Annotated in this window: 20 protein-coding genes, 4 tRNA genes and 1 pseudogene; 6 read left to right on the top strand and 19 right to left on the bottom strand. The window is 39.9% G+C overall.

Translation table 11 applies throughout. The features are described from left to right. Window positions 1-10 precede the first annotated feature (10 nt). The 4 genes and pseudogenes from lon to tig form a co-directional block, all read right to left on the bottom strand. Window positions 11-2,379: pseudogene (gene lon, locus RS130_RS11095) on the bottom strand (endopeptidase La). Between the two features lie 194 nt (window positions 2,380-2,573). Then, complete coding sequence (gene clpX, locus RS130_RS11090; protein WP_316026006.1) at window positions 2,574-3,851, bottom strand: ATP-dependent protease ATP-binding subunit ClpX; 1,278 nt, start codon at window positions 3,849-3,851, stop codon at window positions 2,574-2,576. 95 nt (window positions 3,852-3,946) lie between these two features. Next, the gene (clpP, locus tag RS130_RS11085; RefSeq protein WP_316026005.1) at window positions 3,947-4,576 is read right to left on the bottom strand and encodes an ATP-dependent Clp endopeptidase proteolytic subunit ClpP; all 630 of its coding nucleotides are present in this window, start codon (window positions 4,574-4,576) and stop codon (window positions 3,947-3,949) included. A 90-nt stretch (window positions 4,577-4,666) separates the two neighbouring features. Further along, window positions 4,667-5,977 carry a trigger factor gene (tig, locus tag RS130_RS11080; protein ID WP_316026004.1) on the bottom strand — a complete coding sequence of 437 codons (1,311 nt, stop codon included), beginning with the start codon at window positions 5,975-5,977 and terminating at the stop codon, window positions 4,667-4,669. 394 nt (window positions 5,978-6,371) lie between these two features. On the opposite strand from tig, the gene RS130_RS11075 reads away from it, so the two are divergent. From RS130_RS11075 to RS130_RS11065, 3 genes are all read left to right on the top strand, one after another. Beyond that, window positions 6,372-7,352 (top strand): transposase, encoded by a 981-nt coding sequence (locus RS130_RS11075; RefSeq protein ID WP_316028032.1) that lies wholly within the window; start codon window positions 6,372-6,374, stop codon window positions 7,350-7,352. A gap of 365 nt (window positions 7,353-7,717) precedes the next feature. Continuing rightward, window positions 7,718-8,071, top strand: coding sequence for a 2-thiouracil desulfurase family protein (locus RS130_RS11070; protein WP_316026003.1), 354 nt, complete (start codon window positions 7,718-7,720; stop codon window positions 8,069-8,071). Beyond that, window positions 8,059-8,673, top strand: coding sequence for a YbgA family protein (locus RS130_RS11065; protein ID WP_316026002.1), 615 nt, complete (start codon window positions 8,059-8,061; stop codon window positions 8,671-8,673). The genes RS130_RS11070 and RS130_RS11065 overlap by 13 nt, the downstream gene beginning before the upstream one ends. A gap of 321 nt (window positions 8,674-8,994) precedes the next feature. On the opposite strand, the gene RS130_RS11060 is transcribed toward RS130_RS11065, so the two are convergent. From RS130_RS11060 to RS130_RS11040, 5 genes are all read right to left on the bottom strand, one after another. After that, a tRNA-Leu gene (locus RS130_RS11060) sits at window positions 8,995-9,079 on the bottom strand. A 3-nt stretch (window positions 9,080-9,082) separates the two neighbouring features. Further along, window positions 9,083-9,158, bottom strand: a tRNA-His gene (locus tag RS130_RS11055). 95 nt (window positions 9,159-9,253) lie between these two features. Beyond that, window positions 9,254-9,330: transfer RNA gene (locus tag RS130_RS11050), tRNA-Arg, on the bottom strand. 20 nt (window positions 9,331-9,350) lie between these two features. Continuing rightward, window positions 9,351-9,427 (bottom strand) — tRNA-Pro (locus RS130_RS11045). 160 nt (window positions 9,428-9,587) lie between these two features. Continuing rightward, window positions 9,588-9,848, bottom strand: a complete 261-nt coding sequence (locus RS130_RS11040; RefSeq protein ID WP_316026001.1) for a DUF5062 family protein — start codon at window positions 9,846-9,848, stop codon at window positions 9,588-9,590. 211 nt (window positions 9,849-10,059) lie between these two features. Between RS130_RS11040 and folD the strand changes: the two genes are divergently transcribed. Further along, window positions 10,060-10,914 (top strand): bifunctional methylenetetrahydrofolate dehydrogenase/methenyltetrahydrofolate cyclohydrolase FolD, encoded by an 855-nt coding sequence (gene folD, locus RS130_RS11035; RefSeq protein ID WP_316026000.1) that lies wholly within the window; start codon window positions 10,060-10,062, stop codon window positions 10,912-10,914. A 66-nt stretch (window positions 10,915-10,980) separates the two neighbouring features. After that, window positions 10,981-11,541 (top strand): DUF1415 domain-containing protein, encoded by a 561-nt coding sequence (locus RS130_RS11030; protein WP_316025999.1) that lies wholly within the window; start codon window positions 10,981-10,983, stop codon window positions 11,539-11,541. 48 nt (window positions 11,542-11,589) lie between these two features. Here the strand turns inward: RS130_RS11030 and RS130_RS11025 are convergent, their stop codons facing one another. The 7 genes from RS130_RS11025 to RS130_RS11010 form a co-directional block, all read right to left on the bottom strand. After that, entirely contained in the window at window positions 11,590-12,606 is a 1,017-nt protein-coding gene (locus RS130_RS11025; RefSeq protein ID WP_316025998.1) for a DUF4340 domain-containing protein, read from the bottom strand. Next, entirely contained in the window at window positions 12,603-13,130 is a 528-nt protein-coding gene (locus tag RS130_RS23765) for a hypothetical protein (protein WP_428982884.1), read from the bottom strand. The genes RS130_RS11025 and RS130_RS23765 overlap by 4 nt, the downstream gene beginning before the upstream one ends. Then, complete coding sequence (locus RS130_RS23760) at window positions 13,061-13,270, bottom strand: hypothetical protein (RefSeq protein ID WP_428982767.1); 210 nt, start codon at window positions 13,268-13,270, stop codon at window positions 13,061-13,063. Before RS130_RS23760 ends, RS130_RS23765 begins: the two co-directional genes overlap by 70 nt. Beyond that, window positions 13,252-13,896 carry a Gldg family protein gene (locus tag RS130_RS23755; RefSeq protein WP_428982766.1) on the bottom strand — a complete coding sequence of 215 codons (645 nt, stop codon included), beginning with the start codon at window positions 13,894-13,896 and terminating at the stop codon, window positions 13,252-13,254. The genes RS130_RS23760 and RS130_RS23755 overlap by 19 nt, the downstream gene beginning before the upstream one ends. Before the next feature lie 97 nt (window positions 13,897-13,993). After that, complete coding sequence (locus RS130_RS23750; protein ID WP_428982765.1) at window positions 13,994-14,377, bottom strand: GldG family protein; 384 nt, start codon at window positions 14,375-14,377, stop codon at window positions 13,994-13,996. 106 nt (window positions 14,378-14,483) lie between these two features. Further along, a complete protein-coding gene (locus RS130_RS11015) occupies window positions 14,484-15,218 on the bottom strand; it encodes an ABC transporter permease subunit (protein ID WP_316025997.1) in 735 nt (244 codons plus the stop codon). Continuing rightward, window positions 15,218-16,141, bottom strand: coding sequence for an ABC transporter ATP-binding protein (locus tag RS130_RS11010; protein WP_316025996.1), 924 nt, complete (start codon window positions 16,139-16,141; stop codon window positions 15,218-15,220). Before RS130_RS11010 ends, RS130_RS11015 begins: the two co-directional genes overlap by 1 nt. A 385-nt stretch (window positions 16,142-16,526) precedes the next feature. On the opposite strand from RS130_RS11010, the gene RS130_RS11005 reads away from it, so the two are divergent. Further along, the gene (locus RS130_RS11005) at window positions 16,527-16,934 is read left to right on the top strand and encodes an AhpA/YtjB family protein (protein ID WP_316028031.1); all 408 of its coding nucleotides are present in this window, start codon (window positions 16,527-16,529) and stop codon (window positions 16,932-16,934) included. Window positions 16,935-17,279: 345 nt separating this feature from the next. Here the strand turns inward: RS130_RS11005 and RS130_RS11000 are convergent, their stop codons facing one another. The 3 genes from RS130_RS11000 to RS130_RS10990 are packed head-to-tail and all read right to left on the bottom strand — an operon-like array spanning window position 17,280 to window position 19,164. Continuing rightward, complete coding sequence (locus tag RS130_RS11000) at window positions 17,280-17,756, bottom strand: GNAT family N-acetyltransferase (RefSeq protein WP_316025995.1); 477 nt, start codon at window positions 17,754-17,756, stop codon at window positions 17,280-17,282. Beyond that, window positions 17,753-18,502, bottom strand: a complete 750-nt coding sequence (locus RS130_RS10995) for a DNA alkylation repair protein (RefSeq protein WP_316025994.1) — start codon at window positions 18,500-18,502, stop codon at window positions 17,753-17,755. The genes RS130_RS11000 and RS130_RS10995 overlap by 4 nt, the downstream gene beginning before the upstream one ends. Before the next feature lie 32 nt (window positions 18,503-18,534). Continuing rightward, a complete protein-coding gene (locus RS130_RS10990) occupies window positions 18,535-19,164 on the bottom strand; it encodes a TatD family hydrolase (RefSeq protein WP_316025993.1) in 630 nt (209 codons plus the stop codon). Window positions 19,165-19,313 lie beyond the last annotated feature (149 nt).

Here is a 19,313-nt window from a genome sequence, read left to right as displayed (position 1 = left end):
CCAAAACAGTCTAATTTTTCGCCTTTTCAATCGAAATTGGAGTAAATTTCTCCGGATGTTCAGCTAAAGCCAACTCTAAAACCTCATCAATCCATTGAACCGGATGAATACTTAAATCCTGTTTTACGTTTTCAGGGATCTCTTCTAAGTCTCTTTCATTATCTTTTGGAATGATAACAGTTTTGATACCCCCTCTGTGCGCAGCTAACAATTTTTCTTTTAAACCGCCAATAGGTAACACTTCACCTCTTAGGGTAATTTCTCCAGTCATGGCTACTTCACAGTTAACAGCGTTACCTGTTAAAGCTGAAATAAGCGCTGTACACATGCCAATTCCAGCACTAGGACCATCCTTCGGTGTCGCTCCTTCTGGTACGTGCACATGAATATCACGTTTTTCATGGAAATCTTCATTTATGCGTAACTTTTCTGCCCTACTGCGAACCACTGTTAATGCGGTCTGAATAGATTCTTGCATTACATCGCCAAGAGACCCGGTAAAGGTTGTTTTACCTTTCCCTACTACGGACGTTGCTTCTATGGTTAATAACTCTCCACCTACCTGCGTCCAAGCAAGACCTGTAACTTGTCCCACTTGGTTTTGCTTATCGGCTTTACCATAATCAAAACGTTGTACACCTAAGTACTCTTTTAAGTTATCTTGATCCACGATGACTTGTTTTAACGACTTGTCTAATAAAATATTCTTCACCGCTTTACGACAAATTTTTGATATTTCTCGCTCAAGACTCCGAACACCCGCTTCTCTCGTGTAATAACGGATAATCCCAATAACAGCACTTTCTTCGATGATCAACTCCCCATCTTTTAAGCCATTACGGGACATTTGCTTGTCCATTAGATGCTGAGTCGCTATGTTCAACTTTTCGTCTTCGGTATATCCAGATAAACGAATAACTTCCATTCTGTCTAGCAGCGGACCGGGAATGTCCATACTGTTAGATGTGGCAACAAACATGACATCTGACAGGTCATAGTCAACTTCAAGATAATGGTCACTAAAGCTACTATTCTGTTCAGGATCTAGCACTTCTAATAATGCAGATGATGGGTCACCGCGCATATCCGAAGACATTTTGTCTATTTCGTCTAATAAAAATAGTGGATTTTTCACCCCTACTTTGGCCATTTTTTGGATCATTTTACCTTTAGCATAGAACCAATATATGTACGCCTATGTCCTCTGATCTCAGCTTCGTCCCTAACCCCACCTAAAGCCATTCTTACATATTTTCTACCCGTAGCTTTAGCAATAGATTGACCTAAAGATGTTTTCCCCACACCAGGAGGACCCACAAGACATAGGATAGGTCCTTTTAATTTTTTAACTCTTTGTTGAACAGCAAGATATTCAATAATACGCTCTTTTACTTTGTCCAAACCATAATGATCGGAGTTAAGTATTTCGTCTGCCAACGCTAGGTTTTTCTTCACTGCACTGCGTTTTACCCAAGGAACATTGGTTAGCCAATCAATATAACTGCGCACCACAGTGGCCTCTGCAGACATGGGTGACATCATCTTTAATTTATTCAGTTCGGCCGTGGCTTTCTTTGCTGCCTCTTCGGGCATCTTGGCATCAATAATTTTCTGGTTTAATCCTTCAAACTCATCACTCGCATCTTCACCATCACCTAACTCTTTTTGAATGGCCTTCATTTGCTCATTCAAATAGTACTCTCGTTGGCTCTTTTCCATTTGCTTTTTAACACGAGTACGAATTTTCTTTTCAACTTGCAATAAGTCGATTTCACTTTCCATCAATGCCATCAAATATTCTAAACGCTCATTAATACTGAGCATCTCTAATACTTTTTGCTTTTCTGCAAGTTTTAATGGCATATGTGCAGCCATAGTATCTGCTAGACGGGCAGCATCATCTATACCATTCAGTGATGTTAATACTTCTGGCGGTATCTTTTTATTTAATTTTACATACCCTTCAAACTGAGAAATCGCAGAGCGAATTAGTATTTCTTGCTCAGCTTCCGGTAACTCTTTATCTTCAGTACTTTCAACATTAGCAATAAAAAAGTCTTCTGTATTAACAAAGTCTATGATCGATCCACGCTTGTTGCCTTCGACTAATACTTTAACTGTACCGTCTGGCAATTTGAGGAGCTGTAAAATAGTAGCAAGTGTACCAACCGAAAATACATCTTCAGAAGAAGGTTCATCGATACTCGCATCCTTTTGTGCAACTAAAAATATTTGCTTATCCTTTTCCATTGATGCTTCTAAACAACGAATTGATTTCTCTCTGCCGACAAACAATGGAATTACCATATGTGGATAAACCACCACATCACGTAATGCCAACACTGGAATTTCTACGTGATTTTCTCGCTCTTCAGTCATACTCAGTCTCGTACTCGGTCAATTATTATATTCTCATGTCAAACTATATGGGGCTACGCAAGGAAAGTTCAAACAAAAACGCTAAAACTACCTAAATAAATATTAGATTGGGGGTTAATTGATGCATAAACATTCAAAAACCTACAGGCATAAAAAAAGGTTCTTAAAAGAACCTTTTTAAAAACTCATAATTTTTATTCTGACACGGCCTTTTTGTCGACATTATTGTCATAAATTAAGATGGGCTTAGACTCACCTCTTATAACAGCTTCATCAATAACAACTTTACTCACATCAGTCATAGACGGTAAATCATACATAGTATCAAGTAGTACCGCTTCAACAATTGAACGTAGACCTCGCGCGCCAGTTTTACGTTGCATGGCTTTTTTGGCAATGGCTTGCAACGCATCTTCTCGAAACTCTAGTTCTGTGTCTTCCATGTCAAATAACGCTGAATACTGCTTGGTTATCGCATTCTTAGGTTCGCGTAATATTTCAATTAATGCATCTTCACTGAGTTCTTCTAAGCTAGTCAACACTGGTAAACGACCGATAAATTCGGGGATAAGACCATATTTCACTAAATCTTCTGGCTCAACTTTCTTAAGCAACTCACCTTCTTTCGCTTTGCTCTCAGTATTCTTAATGGCAGACCCAAAACCTATACCTGTTCCAGTGTGGGCTCTTTGTTCAATCACCTTGTCCAAGCCAGCAAACGCTCCTCCACAGATAAACAGGATCTTGGAAGTATCAACTTGTAAAAACTCTTGCTGAGGGTGTTTACGACCACCTTGTGGTGGAACCGAAGCAATGGTTCCTTCAATCAACTTAAGCAATGCCTGTTGCACTCCTTCACCTGATACATCTCGGGTAATAGATGGATTATCTGATTTACGTGAAATTTTATCTATCTCATCGATATAGACTATACCTCGTTGAGCTTTTTCTACGTCGTAATCACACTTTTGCAAAAGCTTTTGGATAATGTTTTCTACATCTTCCCCAACATAACCCGCTTCGGTCAACGTAGTCGCGTCAGCCATAGTAAAAGGCACATCAAGTAAACGGGCAAGGGTTTCAGCCAATAGGGTTTTACCGCTACCAGTAGGGCCCATAAGTAAAATGTTACTCTTACCTAATTCTACACCTTCATGTGTGTCACCATTTCTTAAACGTTTATAATGGTTATACACAGCCACAGACAACACCTTTTTAGCGTGCTCTTGGCCAATTACATAATCATCTAAATGGTTATGAATTTCTTTAGGAGTGGGCAACGCGTCTTGTTTTTTCTGCGGTGAAATTTCTTTTATTTCTTCACGAATAATATCGTTACATAAATCAACACATTCATCGCATATAAAAACTGAAGGACCCGCTATCAGCTTTCTTACTTCGTGTTGGCTTTTTCCACAAAACGAACAATACAAAAGTTTATTATCGCCATCACTGTTTTTATCATCACTCATTTACGCACTTTTCCTTTTTTTCTACCGACTCTTAGTTTAGCGAAATATTGATTAATTGCGCGTTATCTCAGAAAAACCTTAGAGTAATTTACTTATCACTTATCGTTTGCGGTATCAGGTCTACTCGATAAGACTTGGTCAATTAAACCATATTCCATTGCTTCTGTAGCACTTAAAAAGTTATCTCTATCGGTATCTTTAGCTACCTTTTCATACTCTTGCCCAGTGTGATCAGCCATCAAACGATTCATCTTCTCTTTAATAGACAGGATTTCCTTCGCATGAATTTCAAAATCTGACGCTTGACCTTGGAAACCACCTAAAGGTTGGTGGATCATCACTCGAGAATTAGGTAAACAATAACGTTTTCCTTTTTCTCCAGCAGACAATAGAAAAGCCCCCATACTAGCCGCTTGGCCAATACACACGGTGCTAACATTGGGTTTAATAAAGTTCATGGTATCGTAAATAGCCATGCCTGCAGTCACTGAACCACCTGGAGAATTGATATACAAAAATATATCTTTCTCTGGGTTTTCAGCTTCTAAGAAAAGCATTTGGGCCACAATTAGATTAGCCATATGATCTTCAACTTGGCCAACTAAGAAAATTACGTTTTCTTTTAATAAACGAGAGTATATGTCATAAGAGCGCTCACCTTTTGCAGTCTGTTCAACTACCATTGGAACTAAAGCGCTTGTCGGGTCAAATGGGGTATTCATCATAATAATAATTTCTTCACAAATAAAAATGCTCGGTATTTACCGAGCATTTAAGCAGTTGCAGACTAGTTAAGTCAATTAACAAAAGGCAAATTACGCCTGTTTGTTCATGATCTCATCAAATTTCTTGTTAACTTCTTTAACAACAGCCTGTTTAAGCAATACTTCAACAGCTTGTTCTTCTAAAGCTACATTATTCATTTGTTGAGTTAACTCATCATTAGACTTGTAATACTCAATCACTTCTTGCGGATCTTCGTAAGCTGAAGCAGCCGTTTCGATCAACGCATCTACTTTAGCAGGGTCTACTTTTAAATCATTCGACTTAATCACTTCTCCTAACAACAAGCCAATGCTCACACGCTTACGCGCATTCTCTTCAAACAAGTTAGCTGGCAGTTCAGGCATATTATCTACCTTACCACCTTGTTGTTGACTAAAACGTTGTTTTGCTTGTTCTCGAAGTACATTCACTTCTTGCTCTACCAACGCTTTAGGCAAATCAATTTGGTTATTCTCAAGTAAACCATTAATAACTTGCTCTTTCACTGATGCTTTAAGAGTTTGATCAAGTTCGCGCTGCATATTTTTACGTACTTCAGCGTTTAAAGCGTCGATGTCACCATCTTCGATTCCGAACAACTTAGCAAATTCTTCATCTACTTTAGGTAGATTAAGTTGCTCAGTTTTCTTAATTTTAATAGTGAACTGCGCTGCTTTTCCTTTCAACGCTTCTGCATGATAGTCTTCAGGGAAGGTCACGTCAGCAATCACTTCTTCACCTGTTTTCGCGCCAACTATAGGCTTTTCAAATCTAGGGATCATCCGATCTTTACCCATTTCTAGTTCGAAATCTTCAGCTTTTCCACCTTCGAATTCTTCACCATCAATGGTACCGACAAAATCCATAGTAACTTTGTCGTCTTTCTTAATTTTACGCTTTACTTCTTTATAGTCAGCATGTTGTTTGCGCAATGTATCTATCATGTCGCTTAAATCAGCATCTGTGATTTCTACAACTGGCTGTTCTACTTCAATTTTTTCAATACCTTGCACTTCCACTTCAGGATAAACCTCGAAAGCTGCAACGAATTCTAAATCTTTACCGTCTTCATCCGTTTTCATTTCAAAAGAAGGCATACCTGCTGGGGTAATTTTCTCTTGAGTAATAGCTTGATAGAAGTTCTGTTGCATCACTTCACCAGCAATTTCCTGACGTACAGCCTGACCATAACGTTTTTTGATTACGGTAACAGGCACTTTACCTGGACGGAAACCATTAATTCTCTGGGTTTTAGCCAGTTGCTGTAAACGAGACTTTACTGCTGTGTCAATTGACTCTGCAGGAACGGTAATTGTAAGACGGCGTTCTAAACCTGTAGACGTCTCAACGGAAACTTGCATTCTTCTACCTCAACTATGCGCTAACTTGCGCTTATTTTATGATTACTAATAGGTAAATAAAGGACGTAAACAGATTAAAATAACAACACTTAATTTACGCCAGACGACCTCTGTGAACTTTAATTTAGCAAGCCACATCAGAATTACCTGTTAAAAAAGACGCAGTAGTATAGCGATAGCAATAGCTCAAGTCGAGAATAAACCCGCAAAATATTGATATAAAAATAATCAGTAGCTCATTGAAATATAAATAGGTGCAAAAAGCATACACTTATGCACACGCCACCAGTTATACCAATTAAATAATCCCCCAATCAAGACACCCATAATTAAATTCGACGAATCCGCAATTTGAACTAGACTAATGGTAGTGATTCAACCAAGGATGGCCATGATGCCTCAGTCTCGTAAAAGCCAAATCAGTTTAGTCGACACCCCTTATTATCATTGTGTTTCACGCTGTGTTCGCCGTTCATTTTTGTGTGGTGAAGATACGTTGACAGGCCAGAGCTATGAACATAGGCGGGCTTGGGTTGAAACACGCTTGCTTCATTTAAGCCGCATCTTTGCTATCGACATTTGCGCCTATGCGGTGATGAGCAATCACACTCATGTGGTGCTGTGCGTGAACAAACCTTTGGCTGAGCGCTGGACGGTGAAACAAGTGCTCGTTCGCTGGCATCAACTGCATAAAGGCACCTTGTTGTCGCAGCGGTTTATGCGAGATGACACGTTGAGCAAGAGTGAGCGGCACACCCTTCTAGAAACCGTTGAAATTTACCGGCTGCGTTTGTATGACATCAGTTGGTTGATGCGTAATCTCAATGAGTACATAGCCCGAGAAGCCAACAAAGAAGATGCCTGCACTGGCAGATTCTGGGAAGGGCGGTTTAAGTCTCAAGCACTACTCGATAAATCAGCCCTACTGGCCTGCATGGCTTACGTGGACTTAAACCCCATTCGCGCCAATATGGCCAACACACCTGAGGACTCTGACCACACCAGTATTCAAACACGGATACAAGCTTTGAGACACCACCAGCAACCCAGAGGTTTAATGCCATTTGTTGGCAACCTCAGGCAAAACATGCCGAGAGGCATCGCTTTTTCACTAAAAGATTACTGCGACCTCATCGACACCACAGGTCGTGTTATCAGAGATGATAAGTCAGGATTAATCGATACACAGCAACAGCACATTCTACAAAGGCTAGGCCTAAACAACGAACAATGGTTGACCTTAACCACCGAATTCGAAAAGCACTTTTGTTACGCTGTAGGCAGTGAACATTTAATGCGAAACTTCAGCCTACACACCCAACATCAAAAAATACGAGGCATAGGTAAAGCCAAAACCCTACTCAAACACGCTTAGCCCTTTTTCTAACTTTGCAAGCATCAACATGACTGTTGAGAATTAGCACGCCTAGCATTCACCACACACCACAAAATCACGTCATCATGCCCGCTAACATCGTCAATTGGGTTGTCTGGCGCATAATTTAAACCGAATGGATTAGAAAAGCGGGAGCTAAGATGGTTTAAAGCTCGATTTTGTCATGGGTGGATTGGTTATGGGTGTCTTGATTGAGGGAGTTGTTGATACGAACTAGTTTTAATGGATTAATTGTGTAACTCATATATTATCGGTATTAGCGAGGCAGTAACACCTACCATAAAGCGCGTGCCTTACTTACATACCAAGATTTTTATCCGTAACAATGAATGAGCCAACTTCCCATGAATTCAAAGACATCAGCAGACATTATAATTGGCGTAAGTAGTTGTTTATTAGGTGAAAATGTGCGTTTTGACGCAGGTCATAAAAGAAATGCATTTATCACTGGAGTGTTAAAAGACTATTTTAAATTTTTACCGTTTTGTCCAGAAATTCATATAGGCCTTGGTGTGCCTCGAGAGACAATACGGTTAACACTCGTTGATGACAAAATCCGCTGTGTTGGTACAAAAAACTCATTGTTAGATGTCACTGATAAATTAACCATTGCTGCAGATGAACAAAGCCATTGGCATCGACAGCTCTCTGGTTACATTCTAAAAAAGACTCTCCTAGTTGTGGTATGGAGAGGGTAAAAGTCTATAGAAAAAATGCTGCAGATCGTATAGGTGTTGGCATTTATGCCAACAAACTAATGGAGAACTTTCCACACCTTCCTATTGAAGAAGAAGGCCGCTTACTCGACGCAAAATTGAGAGAGAACTTTATTCAGCGAGTCTATATATATAAACGGTGGCAAGAGATGGTTAGCCAAGGTAATTCACTCAAAGAGCTGCAAAAATTTCATGCTCAGCACAAATACATATTAATGAGTCACGATCAAAAACAAGTTAAAAACCTAGGTGGGTTATTAGCTCAAAGCCAAAATCTATCCATTTCTCAACTCACTGAGATTTACCTAGAAAAAATGATGGCTACCCTAAAGAAAATCGCAACTAGGGAAAACCACGCCAATACTCTACAACATATTCAAGGCTACTTAAAAAATGATATAGATAAGGATGATAAAGCCGAGTTGTGCAGTACATTTACTGATTATAAAAATGGATTGCTGCCCTTGATTGTTCCTATTACATTGTTAAGACATCACTTTAGAAAACACCCAAACGACTATATTACCCAATCGTATTACATGTCTCCCTACCCCGGAGAGTTAATGCTACTTAACCACATTTGAATCGAAAATCAGTATATTGAGACTCCCCCCAAAAAAGAGATTAGCCACCATACTTATACGACAGACATAGAACTTGTTGTTTTGGCGTTATTAGTAGAATAAAAAAGCTGAGCACTTAAGTGATCCAAGCGCCTTCAAATACTGCTGAAGTTTGCATAGTTTTATTATGGGTGTCTTTATTAGAAGGGGAAAGGCAAAGTTGTATCAGTAACACACTGATGGCCATATGAATGATATGAGCACAAGTAATCTAAATAAATATTTCTACCTAGAGTAAGAATATAAAAATAGAGGTTATGAATACTAAAAGATATTAAATAATGGTGCGGAAGGAGAGACTCGAACTCTCACGCCGTGAAGCACTGGAACCTAAATCCAGCGTGTCTACCAATTCCACCACTCCCGCGAGTGGGGTGAACGATGGGGCTCGAACCCACGACAACCGGAATCACAATCCGGGGCTCTACCAACTGAGCTACGCTCACCACAGTAAACTGCAGTAACACTTAAACTTTACTTTCTCTACCCAAGTTTCTCATCCCATAGTTCACACATTCAACTCGACAACATACGAACTAAGTGGTGGTCCCAGAAGGATTCGAACCTTCGACCCACGCCTTAGAAGGGCGTTGCTCTATCCAGCTGAGCTATGGAACCTAAGGTATTAGTAGAGAAAATGGTCGGTGAGATAGGATTCGAACCTACGACCCCTTGGACCCAAACCAAGTGCGCTACCAAGCTGCGCTACTCACCGACTTAACCCGAAACGTTTTTCTCTATCGCGTTTCGAGGATGCGCATATTACAGTTGCCCCCCCACCTCGTCAAATACTTTTTTAAAAAAATGTTTTGCTTGCTCATTTATAAAACAATCTGTGCATTATCGAATCAAATAGATGATAAATTCACCAGTACTTACTTAAGTAGAGCATGATCTTTGGGTAATTTGTTTTTAAGCCAAACGGCTAATTTATGCTTCATGCTCAACAAATCTTCAGCGTCAGCAGGTAAAGGCGTGATTAATTTGTCATTCACCAACAATCGATAGATACATTCTACTTTTTGTTTTGATGAGTCTGTTGCTGAAAATGTTTTAAATCCACGGTTTTTTGCATAGGCTTCACCAACTACCAATGCTTTTTTAAGCAATTGCGTTTCATTTGCCAGTTTCTTCAATTTATGACTCCCTCTAAATTACGTTTGTTATGATAGTCACTTCATTCAATCAACTTAGAAGAAAAGTTAATTGATTATCTACCTTATAACATTAAGTGAATGAAATGGCTTAAGAATTATTATTGATAGGACAATTTTTGCGTTTCCTTAATTGCGATAAGTCCCTCGCTTATGGGACAATGTCACTATTCAAATTCAGGTTTATAAGTTCATGCCAGCACAGATTATTGACGGCGCTTTAGTCGCTAAACAAATTCGACAAAATGTGGCTTCTCAGGTAAATGCCATCGTTTCTTCAGGAAAAAGAGCGCCGGGGTTAGCTGTGGTATTAGTGGGCAGCGATGCAGCGTCACATGTTTATGTAAATAAAAAACGTAAAGCTTGCGAAGAAGTAGGGTTTGTATCTAAGTCTTTTGATTTGCCCGCCCACACCACACAACAAGCATTGCTATCAGTGATAGAAGAACTCAATGCCGACAACGAGGTAGACGGCATTTTGGTTCAACTTCCATTACCCGCTGGATTGGACAAAGAAGAAATACTTGAAAAAATAGACCCTAAAAAAGATGTTGACGGTTTCCATCCTTATAACATTGGCCGTTTGGCACAGCGCATCCCAGCACTGCGTCCCTGTACTCCTAAAGGTATCATGACACTTATCGAGTCGAGTAAACGTCCGATAAAAGGTTTAGATGCAGTAATAGTGGGCGCTTCAAATATTGTTGGGCGTCCTATGTTTTTAGAATTATTACTGGCCGGCTGCACAGTGACTAATTGCCACAAATTTACACAAGATTTAAAGGCTCACGTTGGACGAGCTGAGTTATTAGTCGTTGCTGTTGGTAAAGCAAACTTTATTCCTAGTGAATGGATAAAAGACGGGGCTATAGTAATCGATGTAGGTATCAACCGAAATAGTGATGGCACGCTAAGTGGCGATGTAGACTTTGAAACGGCTTCACAACGCGCAGGCTGGATCACGCCTGTTCCCGGAGGTGTTGGCCCGATGACAGTGGCAAGCTTAATCGAAAATACCTTAGAAGCTTACGTCAAGTATCACTCTTAACTTGCCTATAGCGCTGATGAAATTAGCCAATATAAAAATGCCTGCAACGAAGCAACCGTTTCAATCATGACGACTGACTTAGTAACCAATGATCAGCACATTATCGATTCAGTTAAAGACTGGATCGACAATGTAGTTATCGGCCTTAATTTTTGTCCCTTCGCCAAAAAAGAGATGCAGCAAGAAACGGTCTCTTATCTCGTTAGCCATAACCTAAATATCAATGAATCATTAGAGCAACTAATCGAACAGTTGTGTGTGTTAGATCAACATACTGAAATTCAAACCAGCTTATTAATTTTTTCAAAAGGCTTTATTGCATTTGAAGAATATTTAGAGTTAGTCGAATACGCGAGTGGCATCATTGAACAAGGCGGGTATTCAGGCATATACCAACTGGCAACATTTCATCCAGATTATTGCTTTGCTGGCGAAGCACAAGACGATCCAGCTAACTACACCAACCGCTCCCCTTATCCGATTTTACATATTTTACGTGAATCAAGCATTGAACAGGTGTTAAAGCGTTATCCAGATCCACAAAACATTCCTGACAACAATATCGCTAAAGCACGAGCAATGGGCTCTGAAAAATTGAAAAGCATGCTACAGAAAAAAACCACCTAAGATAGGTGGTTATCGTTCACTTTAGCTGCCCACTAACGTTTCATAAGTTTAAGAACTCTCCTCGTTGCTAATGGGTTTGAACGTAGATTTTTCCTCCTCATCAATTTTCTGCAAAAAATCTTCCGTAACTTTGTTTAGCTGTTGTGCGGTAAAACCTGAAATTTGATAATACCAATTTTGCCAATATTGCTCTGCACCATTGATATTAAAATTAACATAGTAAGCACCATTTGCTTGCGACAGTATAACCGTAAACTCTTGATACTGTTGCGTCACAACATTTAGCTTGGTCACTAGGTTTAGAGAATTAACAACATTATCATCTATCGAAATCAGCTCCTCATAATCCAACGCTACTAAATTTTCGACAAATCCCGTTAACACCCCATCATACGCCAGTAGACGGTCTTCAGGCATATTTTCCATTGCGAAATCAATCTCATCGGTGTATTTAGTCATACTCCAATTATCATTTCCTACCCGAGTGACGGTTAAAATGTCTTTCACCTCAAAAGGCAAAATAGGATGTTGCAACCAACTAAAATGCCCCACCGGCAATTCAATCCTTCTATCAAGGCGCCAACTTTGAGGTTGTTTGACAAAACGCACATAACTCCCTTCACCAACACTCGCTTGATTACCCACCAACACTTGCCAAGCTTTATTTCCCACGGTAATTGTAATTAACCGCGCTAAGCTATCTTCTTGATCGATAGCCTTCAATCCCAAACGTTCAAGGTTGGCTTTTCTACTTGTCTTCGCTTCAATTAACTTCCCTTGCAAGAGACTGTTAATTAAGTTGGCTACTTTACTCTTTTCAATTGGGTAAGTTTTACCAGTATGTCCCACTTCAGCTAACCATTGTTCACCGTGCTTTTTACCTTTGAATAGTGTTCCACTACTATTTTCAATTGTCACACTGTCAATCTGGCTTGCCACTGAGTTTAGGTCTTCAAATAATCCTATAGGTTCAAACTCACTTTGTGACGGTTTTTGGATTATCCAAACACATACACCTATGCCCACAACAAGCAAAGTCATCAATGTTACCAGTTGCTTATTCATGCATTCGCCCCCTTATTATGTGCCTTAAGCTTTTTCGGACGAGTTCTAAATAAAGCACGCAGCCCAGCTAAAACCACAATCAGACACAAAGGTGCGACCGCAATATTCAATATTTTTAATCGATTTCCTAACTGTTCAATATCTTTGTCTAATTGATGCCTTACTTCACGTAAGGATTTACGTATAGATAGTCTTTTTTGCATAAATTCTTCAACTGCCGCTTGTTGTTGAGGACTAATAGCCAACGATCCATCTTCACCATGCTGCCCTTGAAGTTCGGTTAATTGTTGCTCAGTCTGCGCTAGCTGATGCTCAAGCAATTGCTCTTGTTCTCGAAACTTTTGCTCTGCAACCACTGTCAGCTCATCAACCTTTGTAAATGGTCGAGCAAATGTACCTCTACTTCTGACACTGATTAATGCCTCGCTTCCTCCCATGTTCTCGACGATATTAGTCACAAAGTCACCGTTATTAGCAAAAGGTGTAGTAATAATTTCACCAAAAAATTGGATTGTTGAACCCAAAATCTATCGGCTAGCATATCCGTATCCGCTACAACCATGACATTCAATTTATCTGTTGAACTTAAATGAGAGCTAGCTTCACTGCCTTCAGGCGCCTTATCGAATGCGCTACTAGCCTTACCTAAAACTCGCGCAGCCAATACATATGATTGATTATCACTTTGATATTTCCGGAGAGTGTTAAGGGATCTGTAGTTTGGGCGTAACTAACCACATCAAGCAGATCGGTATTCACCGTAGATTTAATAATTGGTAGCCAATTTGAGCGGCTACCTTTTGCTTTGCTTAACACACCAAAAGATGCACCGTTAATCAGCTCTAAATTAGCCGTGACTATATCATCGCGATCTAATTGCTCAGCGTTAAAACCAACAAAGCCAAAATGCCTAGCCACATCCCCCGTTTGTGTGCGAATATCCAATCCAGCCATAGCGTCGAGTAACACCTTACTCGTATCAAACTCTATTCCCCAAGCAGCTGTTAGCCTTTCTAAGCTAGAGCTATTTCCCCCAGACATAGCGCCCGCCATCATGGCCATTTGATCTGATTCATTATGAGGGTCAACAAACAGCAAGACTTTTCCACCCTGTAATGCGTATTGATCAATTTCGTATAACAAGTTTTCATTGTAATTTTGCGGATGAATCAAAACCAACACGCCGGTATTTTCTGGCAAATGCTGGGTATCACTTCCAAGATATTCCACAGCATAAAGCTGCTGCAATTGGCTATAAAACGTCCAGGCGGGTTGAGGCTGGCCGGTCATAGGATTCTGCCCCCTGCAATTGGTAAGTCGGTAATTAGGGTTACCTTAACAGACTCGGGCTTACTCAGTTGATGGATAACTTTGCTAATTTCATATTCTAGAAAGCTCTCTTTTGCGGGTCAAAAAAGGCAATAATCTCTTGCTCGTCGAGCGCATTGGTCGCTGCTAAGCCCATGTAAATAGCCTCACCAGCGGTACCAATATTTGCCGCTGTTAAGCCAAACTGATTGGCTTGATCTTCTTGCTCAGAAAAGGCTTCTGGGTCTAGTACCTGCAACTTCAATTTGCCTTCGGCCAAAGTTTCATATTCGGTCAACAGACTTTCTACTCGATTGGCATAATTACGTATACTTGTAATGTTTTTTGAGGCTTTATCAGAAAAGAAAAAATACAGATTTATTGGCTCGTCGATTTCTTTTAATACTTGCTTACTGCCCTCAGACAATGAATAAACCTGATTTTCAGTAAGATCTAGTCTCACTGACGATAGCAACTGATTGTTGATAAAAACAAATACAAAAAAACAACCGCTACCAAAAATAAACTCAGTGAAGAAGTGAGTTTGGATTGCATAGTATTGTGCATAACTAGTCAGCCTTCTTTTGTTCAATTAACACTAAGCCGGCAAATAACCAGCACACTGTGACCAACAAAAAGTAACCTACATCGTCCAGCGCAATGACCCCTTTAGCCATTGCTTGAAAGTGCGTCAAAAAACTAAATGACGCTACAGTATCTATGACCAAGGCAGGCGACCAAGCTTTAAATGCGTCTAATACAATATTGCTGCCACTTACCACAAATAAGAAGCACACCACTACCGATAAAATAAAGGCAACAACCTGATTTTTAGTTAAAGCCGACATACATAAGCCGATAGACAAAAACGCGCCAGCCATTAACCAACTGCCGATGTACGCAGCAACAATAATACCATTATCGGGATCTCCTAAATAATTTACTGTTACCCACAAAGGAAAGGTAAGCAGTAATGACAATCCTAATACTGACCATGCTGCTAAATGCTTAGCCAGCATCGCTTGCCAAGTACTAATAGGTAACGTCATCAACAATTCAATGCTACCGCTTTTACGTTCTTCCGACCAACTACGCATGGCTATCGCTGGAACCAAAAATAGATACAACCACGGATGAAAGTTAAAAAATGGCAATAAGTCTGCCTGACCACGTTCATAAAATCCGCCGATAAAAAACGCAAATACACCTGACAGCACTAAAAATATACCAATGAAAACGTATGCGACTGGGGAGGCAAAAAAACTAGAGAATTCTCGCCTATATAAAATGCTAATATTGCCCATTACACTTCTACCTCTTGAGTAATTTGTCTAAACACTTCATCTAATCGCCCTTGCTCTACAAATAAGCTATCAACAGGCAATTTGCATCTTTGTGCGTGGGCTGTGACTAAATGTAAAATCTCTGCACCGGGTTTAGGAAAAAGAGTGACCCGACCGGTTTTAAAGTCTTCCTCCATTTCAGCAACACCTTCCAATTCACCCAGTTCAGATGCATCAGCGGGGTAACTAAAATGCAAGGTAACGGCACCGTAGAATTTTGACAATTTGTTCAAGGCATCCGGCGTATCATTGAACAACAATTTACCCTTTGCAATGATCATCACTCGATTACATACCGCTGCCACTTCTTCTAAAATATGGGTAGAAATGATGACAATTTTATCTTTTGCGAGATTTTTGATTAATTCACGCACTTGATGTTTTTGATTCGGATCCAGCCCATCGGTAGGTTCGTCCAAAATTAGAATTTGAGGGTCATGAAGTAAGGCTTGGGCTAACCCTACCCTACGTTTAAACCCTTTCGATAAATTATCAATAGGCTTATCTAATACCTCTTGCAATTCTACCTGACTTACCACTGCCTCAATTTTTGAGTCCTTTTCTTTACCTTTAAAACCACGCACCTGTGCGATAAACGTCAAAAACTGCAGCGGAGTCATATCACCATACGCTGGTGCTCCTTCAGGTAAATAACCAATTTTCTTCTTAATTTCAATTGCAGATTTTTCAAAGGTTTGCTCGAATATTCGAATATCACCTTGAGAGGGAGGAAGGAATCCCGTCAACATTTTCATAGTGGTAGATTTACCCGCACCATTGGGGCCTAAAAAGCCCACAACGTCACCGGGACTTATTTCGAATGAAAGGTCTTGTACGGCGGTATAATCGCCAAAAGATTTAAATAAATTTTTTACTGAGATCATGACAATCCTATAATGACCAAAATTCACGCCGTTAATATATGGTGTTAGTCGTACTATTTTCAACACAGTCCAGTTTAAGTTTGCATCAAAAGTCAGCAAGAATCTTTATAAAAATCTGATAAGACTATTTGTTACTTGGAAAAACCTAAGTTCTGTCATATTGTTGGCCTATGGAAAATATTAAAACGTCATTATTTATCAGCCCTTTAAAAGCACAGAGTAAGTATTCTGTGTTTAAAAGAATAGCGAATTTGTCGTTAGTCTTATTAGGCATCATAATTTGTACAAACCTTTGGCTTATCAATTCTGAACAGGCAAACAACTGGCATAAAAACAGGCTAATCAATTAGGCAAGAGTCTAACTTCTTTTGCTGGCAATACCTTAATCGATCCGATTAGAAATAAAAATAACGAAAAATTGAATCAACAGTTAACGTTTATATTGGCAGATAAACATGTACTAGCGGCCTCTGTATATGATGAGAAAGGCAAAATATTAGCTGGCAACAAGGTTGGCGCTTCGGTAGTCGCGACTTATAAATTGGATGATGATGCACCTTTAGTATTTGTACAAAGCATTCAATATCAAGGCAACATTATTGGCTACTTACGCATTATGCTAAAAGAAGATAAAGTCATGCAATATCACAGTGAATATCAAGTGCAATTATATCAACAATTAATCGTGTTAATGGTATTAGCGGGAGTCGCTGGTATATTAGTGGCTAGGGTGTTTTACAAATTTAGATATAAATTAGTAAACAAAACCCCCGAACAAAGCGGCGAACTATAATAACTCCCCATTTAAGCAAAGAAGCTGACCGTTAATAATATGCTAATTAGCCGTTCAGCCAGAGTTTCCAAGCGCTGAATCAAGGCTAAGCTGTTTGAATTAATAACTCGTTATTGACATTTTTAGAGTTCGAGCAACACAGAGTAAGTGTATATAAAACGCCCTTAACAGGAATGGCCCAGCGGCTTTTGCCCTGCGCGCTTGGTATTTGAAAGGGAACAACTATTCCTTCCCCGCCTGACCCCAAAACCACTGGTTACATTCAAAAAGACCACTTATCAATATGGACTCGTATTATCACGGCATATTGTATGCAGCTATGCTTTAGCCTTGGTGATTGAAGGGCTAAGTGAGCATTTCTCGCATTTTTCGGCCACCTACCGGTACTAAGCCATTCTGCTGATAGAAATTTAAGGTGCGTGAATATGCCGGTAAAGGTGGGGTACATAACTCAATACAAGCCCAAGATTGATGTTTACCATATTGTTTAACGTGGGCTAAAAGCCGAGCTCCAATTTTTTCGCCGCGATGTTCAGGTCGGACATAACATTCTTGGATCACGCCCATTTTACCGCCGGCATATAAAGCGTAGGTTTCAGTAAAAGTAGCAATCGCCACCACCTCTTGCTCAGCTATTGCTAAGAAAGCCGCATATTCCCCCTGCCCCATTAGTCTTTTACATAATTCACTAGTTTGTGGCAGCTGATCCACCAGATCAGCTCCCGTTGCCGACGTGATCTCTTGGGTAAGCGCACAAACCAACTCTGCGATCACAACGGCGTCACCTAAAGTAGCCAATCTAAATTCGTATTTTGCGTTCACTTAAACTCCTTTAGTAACCTTTTCCGTTGGGGTTGTGCGACTTTTTCTAGGGCGTAACGAATTGTCGACTTTTGCATATTTTGATGGTTCAATTGTAAATAATTGACAACATCCTCTGGATAATAAACAGCCGTCACTTTCAGTAACCAACCAACACTTTTTTGCACAAATTCATCTGCATCAACAATCAATACATCACAATTGTTAAATACTAAATTTTTATCTAAATAATAGACGGACTTGCCCATAGGTCGCTTTATAAACTTAACCCAAGCTACGTTACTGCCACGTCGACACCATGACACATTTGAATAAGCCCACTTTTTTGTGTGCTCAATCAAATGAGGCCTAGCCAATAAGAACTTGTATAAGGTCTTCATACACAAATCATCAACTAACGCCCAGTTATTGGCATAATGCTCCAACCAATATTCAAACCTAAACAATAAGTCATCATCATAGTATTTGCTGACAAACTTATTAATCAATCCATAGCCCACCATTACTTCTTCGCTATATTTAGCCTGTCGCAACAAAGCTTCACTGATGGCTAAGACTTGCTCAGGGTTTAACATAGGGTTATCCAGATGAAACTGTCTAATAACGTGCTTAATGTCCAAGGCGTTAGCGCCAAGACAGTGAATACCCCGAGGGAAGTATCGTCTTGCAGATTGGGCTTTTTCTGGCGTGCTAGCCGCACTCAGTTGCCGTTTAAGCTGCTGGACGATGTAGGCCGAGGTTGCCATAACACTCCATTTTAGCAGAGGTTAAGTAATGCCTAAGCTTTGACATTAGGTAGTATGTCTATGGTATTTTGTAAGCACGCAGTAGTTAACTCAGTTGCAGATTCAACTCTTATTTGCTGTAGGCTTTGGACAATATCAGGTAAGTATTCAGGGCTGTTTCTTTGCCCTTGTCTGCCGGAAATAGGCATATCGGGGGCATCGGTTTCTAGCACTAAACTAGATAAAGGTATCTGACTTATGGTGTGCCGTGTTTTACTTGCTCTAGGATAAGTAATACTGCCACCTACACCAATTTTAAATCCTAGCTGAATGTAGCTTTCAGCCTGTTGTAAACTGCCGCTAAAAGCATGAATAATCCCGCCATTTGGAAACTGCTCAGTTTTAAGTATACGCAGTAACTCATTATGAGTTTTTCTATGGTGCAAGATCACTGGCAAAGCAAATTCTTTAGCTAAATTTAGCTGTTTGCTAAATACCTCAGTTTGAAGCTGCCAATCTATAGTAATAGCAGCGTCGAGACCAATCTCTCCTACCGCGACGACATCGTTGTTATGTATTTCGATAAGTCGCTTTAATTGTTCTAGATGTGCGCTCTGGTAGGCTGCTAAGAAGTATGGGTGGATACCTAATGCGAATTTAATTGATGGGTATTGCTGCGCCAATTCTATTTGTTTTTGCCAACCTGAAGCTTGAGTACCATGGTATCACAAATTGAGTAATCGCCAATTGTCGACATCTTTGCATTAGTGCTAACCTGTCTTGATCAAAACAGCTAAAATCTAAATGACAGTGGCTATCGATTATAACAGGC

This window comes from Paraglaciecola aquimarina (genome assembly GCF_032464635.1).
Classification (GTDB): domain Bacteria; phylum Pseudomonadota; class Gammaproteobacteria; order Enterobacterales; family Alteromonadaceae; genus Paraglaciecola; species Paraglaciecola aquimarina.
Note: the sequence above shows the minus strand (reverse complement) of the source record. Positions and strands in the feature narration are given on the sequence as shown.

Excerpts from the sequence above, each read along its gene's own strand:
- RS130_RS11075 (WP_316028032.1), top strand. The coding sequence starts at position 6,372 with ATGCCTCAGTCTCGTAAAAGCCAAATCAGTTTAGTCGACACCCCTTAT.
- RS130_RS10995 (WP_316025994.1), bottom strand. The coding sequence starts at position 18,502 with ATGGCAACCTCGGCCTACATCGTCCAGCAGCTTAAACGGCAACTGAGT.
- RS130_RS11065 (WP_316026002.1), top strand. The coding sequence starts at position 8,059 with ATGGAGAGGGTAAAAGTCTATAGAAAAAATGCTGCAGATCGTATAGGT.
- clpP (WP_316026005.1), bottom strand. The coding sequence starts at position 4,576 with ATGATGAATACCCCATTTGACCCGACAAGCGCTTTAGTTCCAATGGTA.
- RS130_RS11025 (WP_316025998.1), bottom strand. The coding sequence starts at position 12,606 with ATGAATAAGCAACTGGTAACATTGATGACTTTGCTTGTTGTGGGCATA.
- RS130_RS11070 (WP_316026003.1), top strand. The coding sequence starts at position 7,718 with ATGAATTCAAAGACATCAGCAGACATTATAATTGGCGTAAGTAGTTGT.
- tig (WP_316026004.1), bottom strand. The coding sequence starts at position 5,977 with ATGCAAGTTTCCGTTGAGACGTCTACAGGTTTAGAACGCCGTCTTACA.
- RS130_RS23755 (WP_428982766.1), bottom strand. The coding sequence starts at position 13,896 with ATGACCGGCCAGCCTCAACCCGCCTGGACGTTTTATAGCCAATTGCAG.
- RS130_RS11030 (WP_316025999.1), top strand. The coding sequence starts at position 10,981 with ATGACGACTGACTTAGTAACCAATGATCAGCACATTATCGATTCAGTT.
- folD (WP_316026000.1), top strand. The coding sequence starts at position 10,060 with ATGCCAGCACAGATTATTGACGGCGCTTTAGTCGCTAAACAAATTCGA.
- RS130_RS11010 (WP_316025996.1), bottom strand. The coding sequence starts at position 16,141 with ATGATCTCAGTAAAAAATTTATTTAAATCTTTTGGCGATTATACCGCC.
- RS130_RS11015 (WP_316025997.1), bottom strand. The coding sequence starts at position 15,218 with ATGGGCAATATTAGCATTTTATATAGGCGAGAATTCTCTAGTTTTTTT.
- clpX (WP_316026006.1), bottom strand. The coding sequence starts at position 3,851 with ATGAGTGATGATAAAAACAGTGATGGCGATAATAAACTTTTGTATTGT.